Annotated in this window: 19 protein-coding genes; 9 read left to right on the top strand and 10 right to left on the bottom strand. The window is 56.6% G+C overall.

Annotated elements, in window-relative coordinates; genetic code table 11:
• Nucleotides 1-9: 9 nt before the first annotated feature.
• From rplM to sspB, 4 genes are all read left to right on the top strand, one after another.
• On the top strand, nucleotides 10-438 hold the full coding sequence (rplM, locus tag INF77_RS07175) for a 50S ribosomal protein L13 (RefSeq protein WP_006178824.1): 429 nt from the start codon (nucleotides 10-12) through the stop codon (nucleotides 436-438).
• A 15-nt stretch (nucleotides 439-453) separates the two neighbouring features.
• On the top strand, nucleotides 454-846 hold the full coding sequence (gene rpsI, locus INF77_RS07170; RefSeq protein WP_003860436.1) for a 30S ribosomal protein S9: 393 nt from the start codon (nucleotides 454-456) through the stop codon (nucleotides 844-846).
• Nucleotides 847-1,153: 307 nt separating this feature from the next.
• Entirely contained in the window at nucleotides 1,154-1,792 is a 639-nt protein-coding gene (sspA, locus tag INF77_RS07165) for a stringent starvation protein SspA (protein WP_028014589.1), read from the top strand.
• A 5-nt stretch (nucleotides 1,793-1,797) separates the two neighbouring features.
• A complete protein-coding gene (sspB, locus tag INF77_RS07160; RefSeq protein ID WP_028014588.1) occupies nucleotides 1,798-2,298 on the top strand; it encodes a ClpXP protease specificity-enhancing factor in 501 nt (166 codons plus the stop codon).
• A gap of 44 nt (nucleotides 2,299-2,342) precedes the next feature.
• On the opposite strand, the gene INF77_RS07155 is transcribed toward sspB, so the two are convergent.
• The 4 genes from INF77_RS07155 to gltB all read right to left on the bottom strand — a co-directional run bounded on the left by INF77_RS07155 (nucleotide 2,343) and on the right by gltB (nucleotide 9,339).
• Nucleotides 2,343-2,636 (bottom strand): hypothetical protein, encoded by a 294-nt coding sequence (locus tag INF77_RS07155; RefSeq protein ID WP_063438551.1) that lies wholly within the window; start codon nucleotides 2,634-2,636, stop codon nucleotides 2,343-2,345.
• Between the two features lie 320 nt (nucleotides 2,637-2,956).
• A complete protein-coding gene (locus INF77_RS07150; protein WP_032644922.1) occupies nucleotides 2,957-3,181 on the bottom strand; it encodes a hypothetical protein in 225 nt (74 codons plus the stop codon).
• A gap of 269 nt (nucleotides 3,182-3,450) precedes the next feature.
• Complete coding sequence (gene gltD / locus INF77_RS07145) at nucleotides 3,451-4,869, bottom strand: glutamate synthase subunit GltD (RefSeq protein ID WP_041907852.1); 1,419 nt, start codon at nucleotides 4,867-4,869, stop codon at nucleotides 3,451-3,453.
• A 9-nt stretch (nucleotides 4,870-4,878) separates the two neighbouring features.
• Nucleotides 4,879-9,339, bottom strand: a complete 4,461-nt coding sequence (gltB, locus tag INF77_RS07140; protein WP_193532310.1) for a glutamate synthase large subunit — start codon at nucleotides 9,337-9,339, stop codon at nucleotides 4,879-4,881.
• Nucleotides 9,340-10,026: 687 nt separating this feature from the next.
• On the opposite strand from gltB, the gene INF77_RS07135 reads away from it, so the two are divergent.
• Nucleotides 10,027-10,968 carry a TIGR01212 family radical SAM protein gene (locus INF77_RS07135; RefSeq protein ID WP_193532323.1) on the top strand — a complete coding sequence of 314 codons (942 nt, stop codon included), beginning with the start codon at nucleotides 10,027-10,029 and terminating at the stop codon, nucleotides 10,966-10,968.
• Here INF77_RS07135 and INF77_RS07130 read toward each other — a convergent pair.
• Nucleotides 10,948-12,450, bottom strand: coding sequence for a helicase HerA-like C-terminal domain-containing protein (locus INF77_RS07130; protein ID WP_062935875.1), 1,503 nt, complete (start codon nucleotides 12,448-12,450; stop codon nucleotides 10,948-10,950). The two genes, INF77_RS07135 and INF77_RS07130, sit on opposite strands and share 21 nt — an antisense overlap.
• Before the next feature lie 137 nt (nucleotides 12,451-12,587).
• On the opposite strand from INF77_RS07130, the gene INF77_RS07125 reads away from it, so the two are divergent.
• The gene (locus INF77_RS07125) at nucleotides 12,588-14,225 is read left to right on the top strand and encodes a dihydroxyacetone kinase subunit DhaK (RefSeq protein WP_048999213.1); all 1,638 of its coding nucleotides are present in this window, start codon (nucleotides 12,588-12,590) and stop codon (nucleotides 14,223-14,225) included.
• Between the two features lie 46 nt (nucleotides 14,226-14,271).
• On the opposite strand, the gene INF77_RS07120 is transcribed toward INF77_RS07125, so the two are convergent.
• From INF77_RS07120 to pepA, 5 genes are all read right to left on the bottom strand, one after another.
• Nucleotides 14,272-15,291, bottom strand: coding sequence for an NAD(P)-dependent alcohol dehydrogenase (locus INF77_RS07120; RefSeq protein ID WP_028014580.1), 1,020 nt, complete (start codon nucleotides 15,289-15,291; stop codon nucleotides 14,272-14,274).
• A gap of 83 nt (nucleotides 15,292-15,374) precedes the next feature.
• The gene (locus INF77_RS07115) at nucleotides 15,375-15,878 is read right to left on the bottom strand and encodes a GNAT family N-acetyltransferase (protein ID WP_193532311.1); all 504 of its coding nucleotides are present in this window, start codon (nucleotides 15,876-15,878) and stop codon (nucleotides 15,375-15,377) included.
• A gap of 123 nt (nucleotides 15,879-16,001) precedes the next feature.
• Nucleotides 16,002-18,857: a valine--tRNA ligase gene (locus INF77_RS07110; RefSeq protein ID WP_045630735.1), complete on the bottom strand. Its 2,856-nt coding sequence runs from the start codon at nucleotides 18,855-18,857 to the stop codon at nucleotides 16,002-16,004.
• A complete protein-coding gene (gene holC, locus INF77_RS07105) occupies nucleotides 18,857-19,300 on the bottom strand; it encodes a DNA polymerase III subunit chi (protein WP_003861884.1) in 444 nt (147 codons plus the stop codon). Before holC ends, INF77_RS07110 begins: the two co-directional genes overlap by 1 nt.
• A gap of 117 nt (nucleotides 19,301-19,417) precedes the next feature.
• Nucleotides 19,418-20,929 carry a leucyl aminopeptidase gene (gene pepA / locus INF77_RS07100; protein ID WP_028014577.1) on the bottom strand — a complete coding sequence of 504 codons (1,512 nt, stop codon included), beginning with the start codon at nucleotides 20,927-20,929 and terminating at the stop codon, nucleotides 19,418-19,420.
• Between the two features lie 143 nt (nucleotides 20,930-21,072).
• On the opposite strand from pepA, the gene INF77_RS23440 reads away from it, so the two are divergent.
• From INF77_RS23440 to lptG, 3 genes are all read left to right on the top strand, one after another.
• Nucleotides 21,073-21,132, top strand: a complete 60-nt coding sequence (locus tag INF77_RS23440; protein ID WP_213743486.1) for a hypothetical protein — start codon at nucleotides 21,073-21,075, stop codon at nucleotides 21,130-21,132.
• Nucleotides 21,133-21,195: 63 nt separating this feature from the next.
• Nucleotides 21,196-22,296 (top strand): LPS export ABC transporter permease LptF, encoded by a 1,101-nt coding sequence (gene lptF, locus INF77_RS07095; protein WP_028014576.1) that lies wholly within the window; start codon nucleotides 21,196-21,198, stop codon nucleotides 22,294-22,296.
• Nucleotides 22,296-23,378 (top strand): LPS export ABC transporter permease LptG, encoded by a 1,083-nt coding sequence (gene lptG / locus INF77_RS07090; protein ID WP_028014575.1) that lies wholly within the window; start codon nucleotides 22,296-22,298, stop codon nucleotides 23,376-23,378. Before lptF ends, lptG begins: the two co-directional genes overlap by 1 nt.
• Nucleotides 23,379-23,395 lie beyond the last annotated feature (17 nt).

Below are 23,395 nucleotides of genomic sequence, written 5' to 3'. Positions count from 1 at the left end.
AAGCTTTTAATGAAAACTTTTACAGCTAAACCAGAAACCGTACAGCGCGACTGGTATGTTGTTGACGCGACCGGTAAAACTCTGGGCCGTCTGGCTACTGAACTGGCTCGTCGCCTGCGCGGTAAGCATAAAGCGGAATACACTCCGCACGTTGATACCGGTGATTACATCATCGTTCTGAACGCTGACAAAGTTGCTGTTACCGGCAACAAGCGTACTGACAAAGTGTACTACCACCACACCGGCCACATCGGTGGTATCAAAGAAGCGACCTTTGAAGAGATGATTGCCCGCCGTCCTGAGCGTGTGATTGAAATCGCGGTTAAAGGCATGCTGCCAAAAGGCCCGCTGGGTCGTGCTATGTTCCGTAAACTGAAAGTTTACGCAGGCAACGAGCACAACCACGCGGCACAGCAACCGCAAGTTCTTGACATCTAATCGGGATTATAGGCAATGGCTGAAAATCAATACTACGGCACTGGTCGCCGCAAAAGTTCCGCAGCTCGCGTTTTCATCAAACCGGGCAGTGGTAAAATCGTAATCAACCAGCGTTCTCTGGAACAGTACTTCGGTCGCGAAACTGCCCGCATGGTAGTTCGCCAGCCGCTGGAACTGGTTGATATGGTAGAAAAACTGGATCTGTACATCACCGTTAAAGGTGGTGGTATCTCCGGTCAGGCAGGTGCGATCCGTCACGGTATCACCCGCGCTCTGATGGAGTACGACGAATCCCTGCGTTCTGAACTGCGTAAAGCTGGCTTCGTTACTCGTGACGCTCGTCAGGTTGAACGTAAGAAAGTGGGTCTGCGTAAAGCACGTCGTCGTCCACAGTTCTCCAAACGTTAATCCATTCTGCTTACGCAGAACGATTGGCGAAAAACCCGCTTCGGCGGGTTTTTTTATGGATAATGCGCAGGTTATCCACAGTAACATTTCATATATCTTCTCTTTTTCCACATTTCCGGCATCCCCTCACCACAAAGCCATCAAAATCTGGTAAACTATCATCCAATTTTCTGCCCAAATATCGGTGAATACTCGATTTTTGTTCGATTCTTGAACAATGTGTCTTCTCTGGGATGGGCGATACTTCATCTGGCTGGCCCCGTTGGGCTGGTAGCAGTAAAAATTCTGAATATACCTGGAGGTTTTCATGGCTGTCGCTGCCAACAAACGTTCGGTAATGACGCTGTTTTCTGGTCCTACTGACATTTATAGCCATCAGGTTCGTATCGTGCTGGCCGAGAAGGGTGTCAGTTTTGAGATCGAGCATGTGGAAAAGGATAACCCGCCTCAGGATCTGATCGATCTCAACCCGAGCCAAAGCGTACCGACGCTGGTGGATCGCGAGCTGACCCTGTGGGAATCCCGTATCATTATGGAATATCTGGATGAGCGTTTCCCGCATCCGCCGCTGATGCCTGTTTACCCTGTTGCACGTGGTGAAAGCCGCCTGTACATGCAGCGTATCGAAAAAGACTGGTACTCGCTGATGAACGTCATTACCAGCGGCTCCGCTTCTGAAGCCGACGCTGCGCGTAAGCAACTGCGTGAAGAGCTGCTGGCAATTGCCCCTGTGTTTGGTCAGAAACCGTTCTTCCTGAGCGACGAGTTCAGCCTGGTGGATTGCTATCTGGCCCCGCTGCTGTGGCGTCTGCCAATTCTGGGCGTTGAGTTCAGCGGCCCTGGCGCAAAAGAGCTGAAAGGCTATATGACTCGCGTATTTGAGCGCGACTCTTTCCTGGCATCTTTAACTGAACCGGAACGTGAAATGCGTCTCGGCCGAGGCTAATGACTGTGGAAATGTCACAACTTACCCCACGCCGTCCGTATCTGCTGCGCGCCTTCTATGAATGGCTGCTGGATAACCAGCTCACGCCGCACCTGGTTGTGGATGTGACGTTGCCGGGCGTGCAGGTTCCAATGGAATACGCACGCGACGGACAGATTGTACTGAATATTGCGCCACGTGCAGTGGGTAACCTGGAGCTGGCAAACGACGAAGTGCGCTTTAATGCGCGTTTCGGCGGCGTGCCGCGTCAGGTTTCCGTTCCGCTGGCTGCGGTTCTGGCTATCTACGCCCGTGAAAACGGTGCAGGCACCATGTTCGAGCCGGAAGCGGCGTATGATGAAGAGGTTGCCAGCCTGAATGACGATGAGGCATCCGATGAACGCGAAAGCGACCCGGTAATGTCTGTGATTGATGGCGACAAGCCCGATCGTCAGGACGACGACGAGGGTCCCGATGATGAACCGCCACCGCGCGGTGGTCGTCCCGCACTGCGCGTTGTGAAATAAACAAACAGGCCCGACGGGCCTGTTTTGCTTTCTGCTTATAGCGGTTAGCTGTTACGTTCCCGCCACTCTTTTATCATTTCAGCGGTGACTTCATTCTGGTAACAAATTGGGGAATAGCCACCAGCCTTACTCCATGCACTGCGACGCCCGCATGAACTGCCATTTCGGGCCTGATTAAAAGGGCAAGCACATACGCCGGGATAATCAGCGATAGACTCCGCAATAATTTCGTTTTTAACCTGAGTATCGGAGAGCGCGTTGGCTTTGGCGACAGCATTACCGACGCTGAAAAACAAAATGGCAAAGAGTAGCCCGGTGACGATTTTATCGAATTTCATATCTTCATTTCCGTATGTAGTAGCAATATATCAGCGGCAAAGAGGTGCCGGCCCAGGATCAGACAAGTTATTTAGATGACACTAGTTGTCGTTTCATATTTGAGAATGCAATGATATTAGCTGTGAATGTTAATTCAGATATCTATGCTGTTAGTGAATGTTATTATCGAAATGTCCGGACATAAATGTCACATTTTCGATTGTGTTTGCCCCTAAGAATCACTCCGGTTAAAGACATAATAAAAAGCCCCGAAGGGCTTTTAAATAGCGCATATTTAGGCTTTAATCCCTTGGTGTATTACAAGGAACATCTAATTGCCCTAGGGGTATACACGGAACAAAGGCGGTTGATCTAAGTCCTTAAGATGGCGCTCGCGGGCGACATGAACCGCATAACCCTGTTCCAAAGCCCAATCAGCAGCCTTTTCCTGCGTTTTCTCTGTATGTATCTCTTTGCCGTCAACAATCACCACATGATGGATAACGTCTTCATCCTCACTCGTTGATTTAGGGCGATATTCTACATAGGCATGTTTTTTGACCATTATTTCAAATCCCTTTTGTTTACGGCGCAGATATTACGCCGCTCTTCTATTACTGCGTTATATGAACTTCTGCTTCAACACTTAACCATTTATTTGTTGTGGATATACGATTGCGTTCACGATTTAAAGAGAGTTACGGACCGTTGATAAAGGTTCATCATGTCATGGTTCGTAATAAATCTCAGGCAGAAGGAATAAGCCTGGAATTGAAGGGGGGAAAGAAGGGGGGGCGAACATGCGGTGATGATAAACCGCATGTTCAACCGGTATTACACTTCCAGGAAGTTCATGATCCCGTCAGCCGCTTTACGTCCTTCGGCAATCGCGGTAACCACCAGGTCGGAACCGCGAACGATATCACCACCGGCGAAGATTTTCGGGTTGCTGGTCTGGAAGGCGTTGTCGCTGCCTTCCGGCGCAATCACGCGGCCCTGTGAGTCCAGCTCTACGCTGTGCTTCGCCAGCCACTCCATGCTGTGAGGGCGGAAACCAAACGCCATCACCACGGCGTCGGCCGGGATCACGTGCTCAGAGCCTGCCACGATCTCCGCGCGACGACGGCCTTTTGCATCCGGCGCACCCATCTCCGTGCGCGCCATCTTCACGCCGCTCACCTTTCCGTTGGCGTTCACTTCAATGCCCAGAGGCTGGATGTTGAACTGGAACTCCACGCCCTCTTCACGCGCGTTTTTCACTTCGCGCTTAGAGCCCGGCATGTTCTCTTCGTCACGACGGTAAGCACAGATGACGTGCGCCGCGTTCTGACGAATGGACGTACGCACGCAGTCCATCGCGGTATCACCGCCGCCCAGCACGACAACGCGTTTACCTTCCATGCTGACAAACGGCTCGTCGGCAGTTTCGCCGTAGCCCATCAGCTGTTTGGTGTTAGCAATCAGGAACGGCAGCGCGTCGTACACGCCTGGCGCATCTTCGTTCTCCAGACCACCGCGCATGGACTGATAGGTACCCACGCCCAGGAACACGGCGTCGTAATCCTTGAGCAGATCGTCGAGCTGCACGTCGCGGCCCACTTCGGTGTTGAGTTTGAACTCAATGCCCATGCCGGTGAAGATTTCACGGCGGCGGGTCATCACCTCTTTTTCCAGCTTGAATGCCGGGATACCGAAGGTCAGCAGACCGCCGATTTCCGGGTGACGGTCAAAAACCACCGCCTTCACGCCGTTGCGTGTCAGCACGTCCGCACAGGCCAGGCCTGCCGGACCCGCGCCGACGATCGCCACGCGCTTGTCGGTTTGCTTCACGCCGGTCATATCCGGACGCCAGCCCATCTCGAACGCTTTATCGTTGATATAGCGTTCGATGTTGCCGATGGTCACCGCGCCAAACTCGTCGTTCAGTGTACAGGAGCCTTCGCACAGGCGATCCTGAGGACACACGCGCCCGCACACTTCCGGCAGGGTGTTGGTCTGGTGAGACAGCTCGGCGGCTTCAAAAATACGCCCTTCGTTGGCCAGCTTCAGCCAGTTCGGAATGTAGTTATGGACCGGACATTTCCATTCGCAGTAAGGGTTACCGCAGGACAGGCAGCGGTCTGCCTGTGCTTTGGCCTGGCCTTCTGAAAACGGCTCATAGATTTCAACAAATTCAATTTTACGTATCTTCAGCGGTTTCTTTGGCGGATCAACACGCTGCAGGTCGATAAACTGGTATACGTTCTGGCTCATCTGAATTCCTTACTGCGCCTGCACGCGCAGCTCTGCTGCGCTACGACTACGGTGACCCAACAGGGCTTTAACATCGCTGGACTTCGGCTTAACGAGCGCGAATTTCGCAGAGAACGCTGGCCAGTTCGCCAGGATCTCTTCGCCTCGCGAAGAACCGGTATGCTGCACGTGTTCGGTAATCAAACCGCGCAGGTGTTCTTCATGAATGGCCAGCGAATCAACGTCCAGCACTTCCACCAGTTCCGGGTTCACGCGCTTGCGGAACTCACCGTCTTCATCCAGCACGTAGGCAAAACCGCCCGTCATGCCGGCGCCAAAGTTCACGCCGGTTTTACCCAGGACGCACACAATTCCGCCCGTCATGTATTCGCAGCCGTTATCGCCGATGCCTTCCACCACGGTGATGGCACCGGAGTTACGCACCGCAAAACGCTCGCCCGCACGGCCCGCGGCAAACAGACGACCGCCGGTCGCACCGTACAGACAGGTGTTGCCGATGATGCTGGCTTCATGGCTGCGGAAGGCTGAACCGACCGGAGGACGCACCGCCAGCAGACCGCCCGCCATGCCTTTGCCGACGTAGTCGTTGGCATCGCCGGTCAGGTATAACTCAACGCCGCCGGCATTCCACACGCCGAAGCTCTGGCCCGCGGTACCGCTGAAGTGCGCGGTAATCGGATCCGATGCCAGCCCCTGGTCACCGTGCGTTTGCGCGATGTAACCGGAGAGGGACGCGCCGACAGAACGGTCGGTATTGCGAATATCAAACCAGAACGTTTTGCTCTGCTTCTCGTCCACGTACGGCTTCGCCTGTTGCAGTAGCTGCGCGTTCAGCACGCCGTTGTCGAACGGCGGGTTGTTCTCGGTGCAGTAAACCGCTTTGCCAGGATGCGGCTCAGCCGTTTCCAGCAGCTTAGACAGCTCCAGCTTCTGCTGCTTGGCGGTGAAGCCTTCCAGCTCTTTCAGCAGGTCGGTACGGCCAATCAGATCCACCAGACGCTTCACGCCCAGCTGCGCCATCAGCTCGCGGGTTTCACGGGCGATGAAGTCAAAGTAGTTAGTCACCTTGAACGGCAGGCCGTGATAGTGATTCTTACGCAGCTTCTCGTCCTGGGTTGCAACGCCGGTTGCGCAGTTGTTCAGGTGGCAAATGCGCAGGTATTTACAGCCCAGCGCCACCATAGGACCGGTACCGAAGCCGAAGCTTTCCGCACCCAGAATCGCCGCTTTGATGATGTCGAGGCCGGTTTTCAGACCGCCGTCCACCTGCAAACGGATCTTTTGACGCAGGCCGTTAGCCACCAGCGCCTGCTGGGTTTCCACCAGGCCAAGCTCCCACGGGCAGCCCGCGTATTTCACGGAGGAGAGCGGGCTTGCGCCGGTACCGCCGTCGTAGCCGGCAATGGTGATCAGATCCGCATAGGCTTTCGCCACGCCGGTGGCGATGGTGCCGACGCCCGGCTCGGAAACCAGCTTCACGGAGATCATCGCTTTCGGGTTGACCTGCTTCAGGTCAAAAATGAGCTGCGCCAGATCCTCGATAGAGTAGATATCGTGGTGCGGCGGCGGGGAAATCAGCGTCACGCCCGGCACCGAGTAGCGCAGTTTGGCGATGTACGGGGTGACTTTATCACCCGGCAGCTGACCGCCTTCGCCCGGTTTTGCACCCTGAGCGACCTTAATCTGGATCACGTCGGCGTTAACCAGGTAGGCAGGGGTTACGCCAAAGCGGCCGGACGCCACCTGCTTGATGCGCGACACTTTGTTGGTGCCGTAACGGGCCGGATCTTCACCGCCCTCGCCGGAGTTGGAGTTGCCGCCGATGCTGTTCATGGCTTCCGCCAGCGCTTCGTGCGCTTCCGGGCTCAGCGCGCCGATGGACATCGCCGCGGTATCGAAGCGTTTGAACAGTTCGGATGCAGGCTCAACTTCTTCAACGCTGACCGCTTCATCGCCCGGATTGAGGGCAATAAGGTCGCGCAGCGTCGCTGCCGGACGGTTGTTCACCAGCTCGGCATACTGCTGATAATCGCTGTATTCGCCGCTCTGTACCGCCTGTTGCAGCGTGCGCACCACATCCGGGTTGTAGGCGTGATATTCGCCGCCGTGAACGTATTTCAGCAGGCCGCCCTGTTCCAGCGGCTTACGTGCCAGCCAGGCGCGCTTCGACAGGTTCACCAGATCCTGCTGGAAGTCAGCAAAACCGGCCCCGCCGATGCGGCTGACCACGCCCTGGAAGCAGAGGTTGGCGACGTCGTCGTGCAGGCCGACCGCTTCAAACAGCTTCGAGCAGCGGTAAGAGGCAATGGTCGAGATGCCCATTTTGGACATGATCTTGTACAGGCCTTTGTTGATGCCGTTACGGTAGTTCAGCATCACCGTGCGGTAATCTTTGTCGATGGCGCGGGTGTCTACCAGGCGGGCCAGCGTTTCATAGGCCAGGTACGGGTAGATCGCCGTCGCACCAAAGCCTAACAGCACGGCAAAGTGGTGCGGATCGCGGGCGCTGGCGGTTTCCACAATGATGTTGGCGTCGCAGCGCAGGCTCTTGTCGACCAGACGCGTCTGGATAGCCCCCACCGCCATTGGCGCAGGCACCGGCAGACGGTTTTTCGCAATGTTACGGTCAGACAGCACCAGCAGAACGGTGCCGTTACGCACCATCTGCTCGGCTTTGTCACACAGCGCATTCACCGTCTCTTCGAGGCTCGTTTCGGTCACGTCGAAGGTGATATCGAGCGTGTCGGCGCGGTAGTGCTCCTCGGTCATGGTGGTGAGCTGTTTAAAATCAGAGAACAGCAGGATCGGCGATTTAAAGGTCAGACGGTGCGCCTGGCCTTCGGCTTCGCAGAAGACGTTCATCTCACGGCCGATGCTGGTGGCCAGCGACATCACGTGGGCTTCACGCAGCGGATCGATTGGCGGGTTGGTCACCTGCGCAAACTGCTGACGGAAGTAGTCGTAAATAATGCGCGGCTGACTGGAGAGCACGGCGAACGGGGTATCGTCACCCATCGAGCCGACCGCTTCCTGGCCGTTTTCGCCGAGCACGCGAATAACCGAGTCCAGCTCTTCCGCGCTGTAGTTAAACTGCTTCTGGAAGCTTGCGAGGGTGTCGTCGTCCATCTCGCGGCTGCCCACTTCGTCGTCAGACAGATCTTCGAACGGCACCAGGCGACGGACGTTTTTCGCCATCCACTCTTTATACGGATGGCGGCTTTTCAGATCGTTATCGGTTTCCGCAGAGTGCAGAATACGGCCGCCGCGGGTATCGATCACCATCAGCTCGCCCGGACCGACGCGGCCTTTCTCGACCACTTCGTCAGGCTGGTAATCCCAGATCCCCACTTCAGAGGCGCAGGTGATGAGCTTGTCTTTGGTGATGACGTAGCGCGCCGGACGCAGACCGTTACGGTCCAGGTTACAGGCAGCGAAGCGACCGTCGGACATCACGATACCTGCCGGACCGTCCCACGGCTCCATGTGCATGGAGTTAAAGTCGAAGAATGCGCGCAGCTCCGGATCCATATCCGGGTTGTTCTGCCAGGCCGGCGGCACGAGCAGACGCATGGCGCGCACGATATCCATCCCGCCCGCCAGCAGCAGCTCCAGCATGTTGTCCATGGAGCTGGAGTCAGAGCCGGTTTCGTTCACGAACGGCGCGGCATCGTGCAGGTCAGGGATCAGCGGGGTCTGGAACTTATAGGTACGAGCACGCGCCCACTGGCGGTTACCGGTGATGGTGTTGATCTCGCCGTTGTGCGCCAGGTAGCGGAACGGCTGCGCCAGCGGCCAGCGCGGCACGGTGTTGGTGGAGAAGCGCTGGTGGAACAGGCAAATGGCCGATTCCAGACGCAGGTCCGCCAGGTCCAGGTAGAAGCGCGGCAGGTCAGCCGGCATACACAGACCTTTATAGATGTTCACCAGGTTAGAGAGGCTACAGACGTAGAACTCTTTATCGTCCTGGAGACGTTTTTCAATGCGGCGACGGGCGATAAACAGACGGCGTTCCATATCGCGCGGACGCCAGCCCGCAGGCGCGTTAACGAAAATCTGCTCAATACGAGGCAGCGAGGAGAGGGCGATTTCACCGAGTACCCCTTCGTTGGTTGGCACATCGCGCCAGCCGACAATCGACAGGGTTTCGCGCTGAAGTTCTTCTTCAACGATGCGGCGTGAGGCGGCAGCCTTTTCAGGATCCTGATTCAGGAACAGCATGCCGACAGCGTAGTTTTTGGCTAAACGCCAGCCGCGCTCTTCCGCCACGATGCGGAAGAAACGATCCGGTTTTTGCAGCAGCAGGCCGCAACCGTCGCCGGTTTTACCATCGGCCAGGATGGCGCCACGGTGCTGCATACGGGCCAGTGCGTGAATAGCGGTACGCACTACCTTGTGGCTAGGTTCGCCTTCTATGTGGGCGATCAGGCCGAAACCACAGTTATCCTTCTCAAGGGATTTATCGTACAACATATCAGTGAACCTCCCCAGGCTCGTCGGGCTTCCCACTGAACTTTACCGTGGCGCACAGGCGCAGAAAGAGCATGGCGACGGGGTTAGCGTTTCATACGCGGACCTCGCATTCGCCCTCTTTTTCATCCTTTCGCGCAGGTAAACAAGTTTGAGGACTTGCTTCAGAGGGAATCTCAATTACTGCATAAATATGATGAGCAGGCCGCTCATCCAGAAAGCTTCCAGCGGATTTCCAACTTATCGGGAATTGGTACACAGGTCAAATGGCAATCTTATTTATACAAAAATGTGCTAAAGCGTAATTATCATTTTGTTTTTATTGGTTATTTTACTAATTTTACAACCACTGAAAGCGCCAGGAAGGTGCAGGGGAGTGTGATCTGACTCACTATATGAAAGCGGTATTATTGATGCAGCATGCTGAAATGCGGATTTATGGCAGAATAATAATCTGGCGCAGTCTTCGAACCCGCATAAAATCACTGTTTTTCAGTACTGGCGCTATAAATGAAAAAAACCATCAGAACATAAGGAAAAGTAATTACGTGGCGGGTGAATGAAATCTCGGTAATCGTGATTATTTATTCAAATAGATAAAGGCCGTCCAGGGCGATTGATCCAGGTCATCGCCGACAGAGGCTAAAAATGGCAGGCTTGTCCCCTTTCTTCGGGACGGTCTATCAGATTATGCAGTTACAGAAATTAGTCAATATGTTTGGTGGGGATCTTTTGCAGCGGTACGGTCAAAAGGTGCATAAGCTGACGCTGCACGGCGGCTTTAGCTGCCCGAACCGCGACGGCACCATCGGGCGCGGCGGCTGCACCTTCTGTAACGTTGCGTCGTTTGCTGACGAAGCCCAGCAGCATAAATCCATCGCGGAACAGCTCGCCCATCAGGCCAGCCTGGTGAACCGCGCGAAGCAGTATCTGGCCTATTTCCAGGCCTACACCAGTACGTGGGCGGAGGTGCAGGTGCTGCGTTCCATGTATCAGCAGGCGGTTGCTCAGGCGAACATTGTCGGGCTGTGCGTGGGTACGCGCCCGGACTGCGTACCGGAGGCGGTGCTGGATTTACTTAGCGAGTACAGAGAGAAGGGCTATGAGATCTGGCTGGAGCTGGGCCTGCAGACCGCGCACGATAAAACCCTGCACCGTATCAATCGTGGGCATGATTTCGCCTGCTACCAGCGCACCACGCGTCTCGCCCGCGAGCGTGGCCTGAAAGTCTGTTCGCATCTGATTGTCGGCTTGCCCGGAGAAGGGCAGCAGCACAGCCTGGAGACGCTGGAAAAAGTCGTGGAAACCGGCGTAGACGGCATTAAGCTGCACCCGCTGCATATCGTGAAGGGAAGCATAATGGCGAAAGCCTGGGAAGCCGGGCGGTTAAGCAGTATCGAACTCGACGACTATACGGTGACGGCGGGAGAGACGATTCGCCACACGCCTCCGGAGATTGTCTACCACCGCATCTCCGCCAGCGCCCGCCGTCCAACGCTTCTGGCACCGCTCTGGTGCGAGAAGCGGTGGACGGGGATGGTGGAAATCGACCGCTATCTTCAGGAAAACGGCGTACAGGGTTCGGCGCTGGGCCGCCCGTGGGTTCCCCGCCTATCGACGGCGGCCGCCTAGCAGACTCCCCAGCATGCCGCGCACAATCTGATTGGTGACCTGCCGCGCGGCGCTTTTCGCCATGGTCTGTACCACGCCGTCGCGTTTGCCGCCGCGCGGTCCGGTTGTGCCAAACAAAATGTCTTTTAGCCCGCCGAGAATACCGTCATCCACTGCGACTGACTGGCCCTTAGCGGGTGGAGCATCCTGCGATTCGGTGGTTGCCTGTACCCCTTTTTGCAGCATCTCGAACGCAGACTCCCGATCCACCTCGTCTTCATACTTGCCGTACACCGGGGAGTGATTAATCAGGCTGTTACGTTCATCGTCGGTAACCGGCCCCATGCGCGAGCAGGGCGCGATCACCATTGCGCGTTCCACCACGGACGGGCTGCCCTTAGCATCCAGGAACGAGATCAGCGCTTCACCGGTGCCCAGCGCCTGAATCGCGGCTTCGGTATCAAAGGCCGGATTGGCACGCATGGTTTGCGCGGCGGCTTTCACCGCTTTCTGATCCTTCGGCGTAAAGGCGCGCAGGGCGTGCTGCACGCGGTTACCCAGCTGGCCCAGCACATTGTCAGGAATATCCGACGGGTTTTGCGACACAAACCAGACGCCGACCCCTTTGGAGCGGATCAGGCGGATAACCTGTTCAATTTTATCCAGCAGCACCTGCGGCGCGTCGTTAAACAGCAGGTGTGCTTCGTCAAAGAAGAAGACCAGTTTGGGTTTTTCCAGATCGCCCGCTTCCGGTAACTGCTCGTACAGTTCGGAGAGCATCCACAGCAGGCTGGCGGCGTAAAGCTTTGGCATCTGGTAGAGCTTCTCTGAACTCAGAATGTTGATGATGCCTTTGCCGCTGCTGTCGGTGCGCATCCAGTCTTTAATATCCAGCATCGGCTCGCCGAAGAAGTGTTCGGCGCCCTGCTGCTCCAGCGTCAGTAGCCCACGCTGAATGGCACCGACAGAGGCGCTGCTGATATTGCCGTACTGGTTCTGGAAAGATTTGGCGTTATCGCCGATGTACTGGGTGATGGCGCGCAGATCTTTGAAATCAAGCAGCAGCAACCCCTGATCGTCGGCGATACGGAAGATAATATTCAGCACCCCGGACTGCACGTCGTTGAGGTTGAGCAGGCGGGCCAGCAGCAGCGGGCCGAGATCGGAAACGGTGGCGCGTACCGGGTGGCCTTTCTCACCGAAGATGTCCCAGACCACCACCGGGTTGCCGTGCGGCGTCCAGTCCGTAATGCCAATATTCTTCAGTCGTTCGAGCAGTTTTTCAGAAGCGCTACCCTCCTGAGCCACACCGGTTAAATCGCCTTTTACGTCAGCCATAAAGACCGGCACGCCAATCTCTGAAAGTGACTCCGCCAGCTTCTGGAGAGTGACTGTTTTCCCTGTGCCGGTGGCGCCGGTAATCAGACCGTGGCGGTTCGCCATCGCGGGCAGTAGATACAGCTCTTTTTCCAGCGTCCGGGCAATTAACAATGGTGTACTCATGATGCGCTTCCTCTCTTAGTCCTGGGTGGAGTATAGGCAACATGACGGCAAAATGGTTGAGTAAATTGCTGACTTTGCGGCGCATTGTCCAGCGCGGACTATGCTTTTGCATACGGTTCATAAAATAGTGGAAAACAATGTCCAGATTCTTCTTTAACGATCGCAAACAGCTGGTCAATGACGCCATTGAAGGCATACTGCTTTCTGCGCCACATGCGAATCTCGTCAAACTTGATATCGATCCAGCTATCAGGGTTGTCGCCCGCGGCGACTGGGATAAAAGCCGCGTGGCGGTGATCTCCGGCGGTGGCTCCGGGCACGAACCGGCGCACGCCGGATTTGTCGGTAAAGGCATGCTGACGGCGGCAGTGTGTGGCGATCTGTTCGCCTCCCCGAGCGTGGATGCGGTGCTGAACGCTATTGTGGCGGTGACGGGCGATCGCGGCTGCCTGCTGATCGTCAAAAACTATACCGGTGACCGGCTTAACTTTGGCCTGGCAGCAGAAAAGGCCAAACGCTACGGCCTGAAGGTCGAGATGGTGATTGTGGCGGACGATATCGCGCTGCCCGACAACAAGCAGCCGCGCGGCATTGCCGGCACGGCGCTGGTGCACAAGATTGCGGGCTATGCAGCGGAGCAAGGAAAATCGCTGAGCGAGGTGCGGGATATTGCGCAGCAGGCCTGCGATAACCTCTGGAGCCTGGGCGTTGCGATGCAAACCTGCAACCTGCCGGGCAGCGACGATGAAGAGGGGCGCATCAAGCAGGGCCATGTCGAGCTGGGGCTGGGGATCCACGGGGAGCCGGGTGCCTCGGTGGTTGATACGCAAAACAGCAAAGCGATTATCGACACGCTGGTGTCGCCGCTCAAAGCGCAGGCGGGCGAGGGGCGTTTCGCGGTGCTGATCAACAACCTCGGCGGCGTGTCCGCGCTGGAGATGGCTCTGCTCACCAAAGAGCTGGCACATTCAGCGCTGAAAGAGAATATTGCGTACCTGATTGGCCCTGCGCCGCTGGTGAGCGCGCTGGATATGAAGGGCTTTTCTCTGACGCTGCTAAAGCTCAACGATTACTTTGAAAAGGCGATTCACGCCGAGGTCGAGACGCTGGGCTGGCAGAAGCCTGTGGCGTTTGCCCCTCTGCGTACCGTTCCGCAAAGCGCTATTCACGATAGCGTGGAATATGCCGCGTCCGACAATCCGCAGGTGAAGGAGTCTGTTTCACAGGTGACGAAGACGCTCATACAGCTTGAAAACCGCCTGAATGCGCTGGATGCCAAAGTGGGCGATGGCGATACCGGCTCTACGTTTGCGCAAGGTGCACGGGATATTGCGCAGCGCCTGGAAGAAAACACTCTCCCGCTGAATGACGTGCCTAAGCTGCTGTTGCTGGTGGGGGAACGACTGGCCACGGTGATGGGCGGATCGAGCGGTGTACTCATGTCGATCTTCTTCACGGCGGCGGGGCAAAAGCTTCACGATGGACAGCCGCTACCTGAAGCATTGCTGAGCGGACTGGCGCAGATGAAGCAGTATGGCGGGGCAGATCTCGGCGATCGTACGCTGATCGATGCGCTGCAACCGGCGCTGGAAGCCTTGAAGAAAAAAGATCTTCAGGCGGCAGCGCAGGCTGCGCAGCAGGGAGCGGAGGCAACGGCGAAAATGGCGAAAGCCGGAGCAGGGCGCTCATCGTATGTGAATAAAGAGAATCTGGATGGGGTAATGGACCCGGGGGCGGTCGCGGTGGCGGAAGTGTTTAATACATTGGCGCAGTAGCAAAAGTAGGCCGGGTCAGGCGAAGCCGCCACCCGGCAAACTCACATCAGAAATCCGCTTTCAACACCACGCGATAACGGGCTTTGCCGTCGCGCACGTGCTGGATGGCTTCGTTAATTTTCGACATTGGATACAGCTCGGTGGTCGGCGTCACTTTGGTGCGGCCGGCAAACTTCATCAGCTTGCGCAGCTCGTATGGCGTACCGGTCGCGGAGCCTGACACGCTGCGATCCCCGCCGATCAGGGTAAAGGCCGGAACCGGCAGCGGCTTCATCACCGCACCCACGGTGTGGAAGTTACCGCCGTAGGCCAGCGCTTCAAAGTACGGCTGCCAGTTGAGATCGACGTTCACGGTGTTGATGATCAGGTCAAACTGCCCAGCCAGCGCGTTCAGCGCGTCCGGATCGCGGCTGTTCACGACTTTGTCCGCGCCCATTGCCAGCACTTCTTTCTCCTTCGCCGGATTCGAGCTAAACGCCGTCACTTCACAGCCCATCGCGTGCAGCAGCTTGATGGCGATGTGGCCCAGACCACCGATACCGATCACGCCCACGCGGCTGGTGGCGGTGACGTGGTGCATCAGCAGCGGTTTAAAGACGGTGATCCCGCCGCACAGCAGTGGACCAGCAGATTCAATATCAATGCTGTCCGGCAGCGGGATGACCCATTGCCAGTCGGCGCGCAGCTTATCGGCGAAACCGCCCTTGTTCAGGATGGTGGGCACTGCGCCTTCAAGGCAGTTGATCTGGTTGCCGCTGATACAGGCGTCGCAGTGGCCGCAGCTCCGTGCTGTCCAGCCAATGCCCACGCGCTGGCCAACCTTCAGCCCTTTGTCCTGCGCGGCGCTGCCGAGCGCGACGACGCGGCCAATCACTTCGTGCCCGGCAACCAGCGGATAGCTGGAGAAGCCCCATTCGTTGTCGATCATCGAGAGATCTGAGTGGCAGACCCCGCAGTAATCAACCTGTACTTCGACGTCTTCTGCTTTTAGTTCGCCCGCATCGTACTCGTACAGCTCAAGTTCTGCACCCGCCTGCGGTGCGGCGTAGCTTTTTATCTTCGACATCGTGTTTCCCCCGTTGTGGTGTGAACTGAGAGTGTAGAGCATTCAGTTTACAGCCGCTTAACAGAAGGGGGCAGGAACGAAACTTACAGAGTTTTCAGCATTCTGACTTCGCAGTCAACGTGGCCCGTGCAGCCCAGCGGCGCATCGATATGCTCAAAGCCCAGATGTTCATACAGGCCGATGGCCTCTTTGAGGAAGGCGGTGGTTTCGAGGTAGCAGCGTTTAAAACCCTGATTGCGCGCGTGCTCCAGGGCGACCAGCGCCAGCTTCTTCGCCAGACCCTGTCCACGAACCGACGGCAGGAAATACATTTTCTGCAGCTCACAGATATCCGGCTCGCTGCAGCTCAGCGGTGCAACGCCGCCGCCGCCCACAACCTGACCGTCCTGCTCAATGACCCAGTAGGCGTGGCCCGGCTGGCTGTACAGCTTAAACAGTTCGTCAAGATTCGGGTCGGCAACGGTGTAACCTTTATCCGCCGTCAGCCCAAACTCTGCAGAAACGGTGCGGATAACGGCGGCGATAGCCGGATTGTCCTGCTCAGTGATCCGACGCATCGTCGTCGCGACGGGGGTAATCACGCTCATAGCATTACTCATTACAAAAATTGACACACAGTTGCTGTTAATAGCACCGCAGAAAAGGGAGTGCAAGCGAGGAGTTTTCAGGAAGGTTACCCCTTACGCCCTGAAGCGTAAGGGGTAAAAGCATTACAGGGCCGCGATAACGGCCTGCTGCTCGATCAGTTTGGTCTTCGCATCGGCGAAGGCAACCAGACGCTCACGCTCTTTGGCAATGACTGCTTCCGGCGCGCGGGCAACAAAGCCTTCGTTCGCCAGCTTGCTTTCGATTTTGCCAATTTCCACATCGACTTTCGCCACTTCTTTCGCCAGACGCGCCAGCTCTGCGTCTTTGTCGACCAGGCCTGCCATCGGGATCAGCAGCTCCGCACCGTCGATGATTTTAGTCACGGAAACCGGACCCTTGTCATCGGCAGGCAGCACGGTGATGCTTTCCAGACGCGCCATGGTTTTCAGGAAAGTGTTGTTCTCGGTGACGCGACGAACGGCAGCGTCGCTGCAACCGCGCAGCAGCAGCTCCAGTGGTTTACCCGGGGCGATGTTCATTTCGGCACGGATGTTACGTACCGCAACGATCGCCTGCTTCAGCCACTCGGTATCCGCTGACGCGGCTTCATCAACCTTAGCCGCATCGAATTCCGGGAACGGCTGCAGCATGATGGTATCGGCGTTGATGCCCGCAATGACCTTCACGCGCTGCCAGATGGTTTCGGTGATGAATGGAATGACCGGATGCGCCAGGCGCAGCAGGCCTTCCAGGACGGTAATCAGCGTGTTGCGCGTGCCGCGCAGCTCTGCTTCAGAACCGCCGTTCATGACCGGCTTCGCCAGCTCCAGATACCAGTCACAGAACTGGTTCCAGGTGAATTCATACAGAATGCCCGCTGCGATGTCGAAGCGGTAGCTGTCCAGCGCCTCGCGGAACGCCTTCACCGTCTGGTTGAATTCCGCCAGGATCCAGCGGTCCGCCAGAGACAGGGTCATCTCGCCGCCGTTGAAGCCGCAGTCCTGATCTTCGGTGTTCATCAGGACGAAGCGGCTGGCGTTCCACAGCTTGTTACAGAAGTTACGGTAACCTTCCAGACGCTTCATGTCCCAGTTGATGTCGCGGCCGGTAGAGGCCAGCGCCGCCAGGGTGAAGCGCAGGGCGTCGGTACCGTGAGATTCGATCCCGTTCGGGAACTGCTTCTCGGTACGCTTGCGGATTTTCTCAGCCAGTTGCGGCTGCATCATGTTGCCGGTACGTTTTTCCAACAGGTCTTCCAGGGAGATCCCGTCAACCATGTCCAGCGGGTCAATCACGTTGCCCTTGGACTTGGACATCTTCTGCCCTTCGTCGTCGCGGATAAGGCCGGTCATATAGACGGTATGGAACGGAACCTGCGGCTTGCCGTCTTCGTCTTTGATGAAGTGCATGGTCATCATGATCATGCGGGCAATCCAGAAGAAGATGATGTCGAAGCCGGACACCATTACGCTGGTTGGATGGAACTGACGCAGCGCGTCGGTGTTTTCCGGCCAGCCGAGGGTAGAGAAGGTCCACAGCGCGGAGGAGAACCAGGTATCCAGAACGTCTTCATCCTGGCGCAGGGCCACGTCAGCGCTCAGGTTATTTTCCTGACGCACTTCGTCTTCGCTACGGCCAACGTAGACGTTGCCTTCGTTGTCGTACCATGCCGGGATGCGGTGACCCCACCAGAGCTGACGGGAGATACACCAGTCCTGAATGTCGCGCATCCAGGAGAAGTACATGTTTTCGTACTGCTTCGGCACGAACTGAATGCTGCCGTTCTCAACCGCTTCCACAGCCGGTTTTGCCAGCACGTCGGCACGCACGTACCACTGGTCGGTCAGCATTGGCTCAATAACCACGCCGCCACGGTCGCCGTACGGCACGGTCAGATCGTGAGGCTTAATCTCTTCCAGCAGGCCGAGGGCATCAACGGCGGCTACGATGGCTTTACGTGCAGCAAAGCGCTCCAGCTTCTGGAACTCCGCCGGGATCTCGCTGGAGTAAACGTCGGATTCGTTGCCTTTGGTATCGTACACCTCTGCGCTTTCGCGGATATCGCCGTCGAAGGTCAGAATGTTGATCATCGGCAGGGCGTGACGACGACCCACTTCATAGTCGTTGAAGTCGTGCGCCGGGGTGATTTTCACGCAGCCGGTGCCTTTTTCCATGTCGGCGTGTTCGTCGCCCACAATCGGAATGCGGCGGTTCACCAGCGGCAGTACCACAAATTTGCCGATCAGATCTTTATAGCGCGGATCTTCCGGGTTAACGGCCACGCCGGTATCGCCCAGCAGGGTTTCCGGACGGGTGGTCGCCACCACCAGGTAATCTTTACCGTCTGCGGTTTTTGCGCCGTCGGCCAGCGGATAGCGGATGTGCCACATGGAGCCTTTAGACTCGCGGTTTTCCACTTCCAGGTCAGAAATTGCGGTGCGCAGTTTCGGGTCCCAGTTTACCAGGCGTTTGCCGCGGTAAATCAGGTCTTCTTTGTACAGACGGACGAACACTTCTTTTACGGCGTTGGACAGGCCTTCGTCCATGGTGAAGCGCTCGCGCTCCCAGTCCACGGAGTTGCCGAGACGGCGCATCTGACGGGTAATGGTGCCGCCGGATTCTGCCTTCCACTGCCAGATTTTGTCGATGAACGCATCGCGACCGTAGTCGTGACGAGTTTTACCTTCTTCAGCGGCAATTTTACGCTCAACCACCATCTGGGTCGCGATACCCGCGTGGTCAGTCCCCGCCTGCCACAGGGTGTTTTTGCCCTGCATGCGCTGGTAGCGGATCATGGTGTCCATGATGGTCTGCTGGAAAGCATGCCCCATATGCAAACTGCCGGTGACGTTCGGCGGCGGGATCATGATGCAGAAGGACTCTTTGCTTTCGTCGCCGTTAGGCTTGAAATAGCCCTGCTGTTCCCAGTGCTCGTAAAGCGGCTGTTCGATATCGCGTGGGTTATATGTCTTTTCCATTATTTCCAGGTTGCCGTATTCAGGTTAAAACCGGCCAGGCGGTACGCTTTATAGCGTTCGCGCGCCAGTTGTTTCAAGGATTCTTCGTAAGGGACAAAGTCTACCACTTCTGTGAAAGCGGTGGCAAAATCTGCAAAGTCTGTCCGCAGGCTAATGAGAATATCGCGCGCGCTGCTGTTGCGCTTTTGCGGCCAGGCTATTTCGACCGGTGCCCCGCCGCGTGGACCTTCGCCCGACAGGTTATGCGGAACAAAACTTTCCGGCGGGCGTGCCCATAGCGCTTCATCCAGGCGAATCGCCTGCTGCTCATCTTCACAGGCAATCAGTACGCGTTTACCTGCGCGCCAACGTTCTGCGGCAATTTCACACACCAGCTGTTCAACGGCGCTGAGGCCATCCTGATGGGTGTCGTTGTCCAGAAGGTAGAACGTTGCATTCTTCATATATGGGGCTTCTTGTCGTGGATTTAAATGCAAAGCCGGGTGGCGCTTCGCTTACCCGGCCTACGGTTGAGCGGCGTGTAGGCCGGGTAAGGCGAAGCCGCCACCCGGCACATTACATCACTCGTCGCCGTTAAAACCCGCACGATTAAGCAGGAACTGCGACAGCAGGGCCACCGGACGTCCGGTAGCGCCTTTGGCTTTACCGGAGCGCCATGCGGTACCCGCGATGTCCAGGTGCGCCCAGTTATATTTACGGGTGAAGCGCGCCAGGAAGCAGCCTGCGGTAATTGCGCCGCCAGGACGACCACCAATGTTAGCCATGTCCGCAAAGTTAGACTCCAGCTGTTCCTGATACTCGTCACCCAGCGGCAGACGCCATGCACGGTCACCGGCCTGCTCGGACGCGCCGATAAGCTCGTGCGCCAGCGGGTTGTGGTTCGACATCAGGCCGGTGATGTGATGGCCCAGGGCAATCACGCAGGCACCGGTCAGGGTGGCCACGTCGATAACCGCTTCAGGTTCGAAGCGCTCAACGTAGGTCAACACGTCACAGAGTACCAGACGGCCTTCGGCGTCGGTATTCAGCACTTCAACGGTCTGGCCGGACATGGTGGTCAGGACGTCGCCCGGGCGATACGCGCGACCGCCAGGCATGTTTTCGCAGCCTGCCAGCACGCCGATTACGTTGATGGGCAGCTGAAGCTCCGCAACCATGCGCATGACGCCGTAAACCGCCGCCGCGCCGCACATGTCGTACTTCATCTCGTCCATGCCTTCTGAAGGCTTGATGGAGATACCGCCGGAGTCAAAGGTCAGCCCTTTACCGACGAGCACGATCGGACGCGCGTCTTCAGACGGATTGCCTTTGTATTCGATGACCGACATCAGGGATTCGTTCTGCGAGCCGTTACCCACCGCCAGATAAGAGTGCATCCCCAGCTCTTTCATCTGCTGTTCGCCGATGACGCGGGTGATGACGTTTTTGCTGTAGGAGTCAGCCAGCTGGCGCGCCTGAGAGGCGAGGTAAGCGGCGTTACAGATGTTTGGCGGCATGTTGCCGAGATCTTTTGCCGCTTTGATACCGGCGGCAATCGCCAGACCATGCTGGATGGCGCGCTCGCCGCTGGTCAGTTCGCGACGGGTTGGCACGTTAAAGACCATTTTGCGCAGCGGGCGACGCGGCTCGCTTTTGTTGGTCTTAAGCTGATCGAAGCTGTAAAGGCTCTCTTTTGCCGTTTCGACGGCCTGACGCACTTTCCAGTAGGTGTTACGGCCTTTGACGTGCAGCTCGGTCAGGAAGCAGACGGCTTCCATTGAACCGGTGTCATTCAGCGTATTAATGGTTTTCTGAATAACCTGCTTATACTGACGTTCATCCAGCTCGCGCTCTTTGCCGCAGCCAATCAGCAGAATACGCTCTGACAGGACGTTCGGAACATGGTGCAGTAACAGCGTCTGCCCAGGTTTGCCTTCCAGTTCGCCACGGCGCAGCAGGGCGCTGATATAGCCGTCACTGATTTTATCGAGTTGCTCGGCGATCGGGGAGAGTCGGCGCGGTTCAAAGACGCCCACAACGATGCAGGCACTCCGCTGTTTCTCCGGGCTACCGCTTTTTACACTGAACTCCATGCACTACGCTCCTGAATCTTAAAGACAACGGCGGCTGCTACGGATAGAATTGAAACCTTTCGTAACTCATGTCCGCTGTTGTGGTGACTTCGTGTTAATCTTACGTTACTACGGTTTCGACACGTCAGAAAAAGTCCTGAAGCGTGAATCCGCCGGATGTTTTAATCTTAGCGACGATTTCGACGACTCAAGAGAATAAATGACGTTTAAGCCATGAAACAAGCGATTTTCCAGCAAAGAGACGGGTTTTTACGGGCGTATTTAAAGTGATAATCATAAGATATCTGGTGCGGGAGACGCTCAAAAGCCAACTGGCGATCCTCTTCATCCTGCTGCTGATTTTTTTCTGTCAGAAGCTGGTTAAGATCCTCGGTGCGGCCGTTGACGGCGAAATTCCAACGAATCTGGTGCTTTCCCTGCTTGGGCTGGGGATCCCGGAAATGGCGCAGCTTATTCTGCCGCTGAGTCTATTCCTCGGCCTGCTGATGACCCTCGGTAAGCTGTACACCGAGAGTGAAATTACGGTGATGCATGCCTGCGGCCTGAGTAAAGCCGTACTAGTGAAAGCGGCGATGATACTGGCGCTGTTCACGGGCATTGTTGCGGCGGTGAATGTGATGTGGGCGGGCCCTATGTCTTCCCGTCATCAGGACGAAGTGCTGGCCGAGGCGAAAGCAAACCCCGGCATGGCGGCGCTCGCGCAGGGGCAGTTCCAGCAGGCGACTGACGGAAACTCCGTGCTGTTTATTGAGAGCGTTGACGGCAGTAAATTCAACGATGTATTTCTGGCACAGCTGCGTCCTAAAGGTAACGCGCGTCCGTCAGTGGTGGTTGCCGATTCTGGCCAGCTTTCTCAGCGCAAAGACGGTTCTCAGGTCGTCACGCTGAATAAAGGCACCCGTTTCGAAGGCACCGCGATGCTGCGTGACTTCCGTATTACGGATTTCCAGAACTATCAGGCCATTATTGGTCATCAGGCGGTGGCGCTCGATCCGACGGATACCGAGCAAATGGATATGCGCACGCTGTGGAATACCGATACCGACAGAGCGCGGGCTGAGTTCCACTGGCGTATTACGCTCGTATTCACCGTGTTTATGATGGCACTGATTGTCGTGCCGCTGAGCGTGGTGAACCCGCGCCAGGGCCGCGTGCTCTCTATGCTGCCAGCGATGCTGCTTTACCTGATCTACTTCCTGCTGCAAACCTCGATTCGCTCTAACGGCGCGAAGGGTAAACTGGATCCGATGGTCTGGACGTGGTTCGTTAACAGCCTGTACATCTTACTGGCGCTGGGATTAAACCTGTGGGATACGGTGCCTGTGCGCCGCATACGTGCCCGATTCTCGCGTAAAGGAGCCATCTAATGCAGGCGTTTGGCGTTCTTGATCGCTATATCGGTAAAACCATTTTCACCACCATCATGATGACATTGTTCATGCTGGTGTCGCTCTCCGGCATTATCAAATTTGTCGATCAGCTGAAAAAAGCCGGGCAGGGCAGCTATGACGCGATGGGTGCGGGGATGTACACCCTGCTCAGCGTGCCAAAAGATGTGCAGATCTTCTTCCCGATGGCGGCTCTGCTGGGCGCGCTGCTGGGGCTGGGGATGCTGGCTCAGCGCAGCGAGCTGGTGGTGATGCAGGCCTCAGGCTTTACCCGTATGCAGGTTGCGCTGTCGGTAATGAAAACCGCAATCCCGCTGGTGCTGTTGACCATGGCGATTGGCGAGTGGGTGGCACCGCAGGGCGAGCAGATGGCGCGTAACTATCGTGCTCAGGCAATGTACGGTGGTTCACTGCTCTCGACTCAGCAAGGTTTATGGGCGAAAGACGGGAAAAACTTCGTCTACATCGAACGGGTAAAGGGTAATGATGAACTGGGCGGGGTGAGCATCTACGCGTTCAACGACCAGCGCCGTCTGGAGTCTGTCCGACACGCCTCTTCCGCGAAGTTTGACGCTGAACATAAGCAGTGGCGTTTGTCGCAGGTTGATGAATCTGACCTGACCGATCCAAAACAGATTACCGGGTCACAGACGGTGACCGGCACCTGGAAGACCAACCTCACGCCGGATAAGCTCGGGGTTGTTGCGCTGGATCCTGACGCGCTCTCTATCAGCGGCTTGCACAACTATGTGAAGTACCTGAAGTCGAGCGGGCAGGATGCCGGACGCTATCAGCTCAACATGTGGAGCAAAATCTTCCAGCCGATGTCCGTGGCGGTGATGATGCTGATGGCGCTGTCGTTTATCTTCGGCCCGCTGCGTAGCGTGCCGATGGGCGTGCGCGTCGTGACCGGTATTAGCTTCGGCTTTGTCTTCTATGTACTCGATCAGATCTTCGGTCCGCTGACGCTGGTTTATGGCATTCCGCCGATTATCGGTGCGCTGCTGCCGAGCGCCAGCTTCTTCCTGATCAGCCTCTGGCTGCTGCTGAAACGCTCCTGATTGACCTCTCCTCGCTT

It is taken from the genome of Enterobacter cloacae complex sp. P1B (genome assembly GCF_014982345.1).
Taxonomy (GTDB): domain Bacteria; phylum Pseudomonadota; class Gammaproteobacteria; order Enterobacterales; family Enterobacteriaceae; genus Enterobacter; species Enterobacter bugandensis.
Note: the sequence above shows the minus strand (reverse complement) of the source record. Positions and strands in the feature narration are given on the sequence as shown.

Coding starts and splice junctions, on each gene's coding strand:
- rplM (WP_006178824.1), top strand. CDS start 10: ATGAAAACTTTTACAGCTAAACCAGAAACCGTACAGCGCGACTGGTAT.
- rpsI (WP_003860436.1), top strand. CDS start 454: ATGGCTGAAAATCAATACTACGGCACTGGTCGCCGCAAAAGTTCCGCA.
- sspA (WP_028014589.1), top strand. CDS start 1,154: ATGGCTGTCGCTGCCAACAAACGTTCGGTAATGACGCTGTTTTCTGGT.
- INF77_RS07155 (WP_063438551.1), bottom strand. CDS start 2,636: ATGAAATTCGATAAAATCGTCACCGGGCTACTCTTTGCCATTTTGTTT.
- INF77_RS07150 (WP_032644922.1), bottom strand. CDS start 3,181: ATGGTCAAAAAACATGCCTATGTAGAATATCGCCCTAAATCAACGAGT.
- gltD (WP_041907852.1), bottom strand. CDS start 4,869: ATGAGCCAGAACGTATACCAGTTTATCGACCTGCAGCGTGTTGATCCG.
- gltB (WP_193532310.1), bottom strand. CDS start 9,339: ATGTTGTACGATAAATCCCTTGAGAAGGATAACTGTGGTTTCGGCCTG.
- INF77_RS07135 (WP_193532323.1), top strand. CDS start 10,027: ATGCAGTTACAGAAATTAGTCAATATGTTTGGTGGGGATCTTTTGCAG.
- INF77_RS07130 (WP_062935875.1), bottom strand. CDS start 12,450: ATGAGTACACCATTGTTAATTGCCCGGACGCTGGAAAAAGAGCTGTAT.
- INF77_RS07125 (WP_048999213.1), top strand. CDS start 12,588: ATGTCCAGATTCTTCTTTAACGATCGCAAACAGCTGGTCAATGACGCC.
- INF77_RS07120 (WP_028014580.1), bottom strand. CDS start 15,291: ATGTCGAAGATAAAAAGCTACGCCGCACCGCAGGCGGGTGCAGAACTT.
- INF77_RS07115 (WP_193532311.1), bottom strand. CDS start 15,878: ATGAGCGTGATTACCCCCGTCGCGACGACGATGCGTCGGATCACTGAG.
- INF77_RS07110 (WP_045630735.1), bottom strand. CDS start 18,857: ATGGAAAAGACATATAACCCACGCGATATCGAACAGCCGCTTTACGAG.
- holC (WP_003861884.1), bottom strand. CDS start 19,300: ATGAAGAATGCAACGTTCTACCTTCTGGACAACGACACCCATCAGGAT.
- pepA (WP_028014577.1), bottom strand. CDS start 20,929: ATGGAGTTCAGTGTAAAAAGCGGTAGCCCGGAGAAACAGCGGAGTGCC.
- lptG (WP_028014575.1), top strand. CDS start 22,296: ATGCAGGCGTTTGGCGTTCTTGATCGCTATATCGGTAAAACCATTTTC.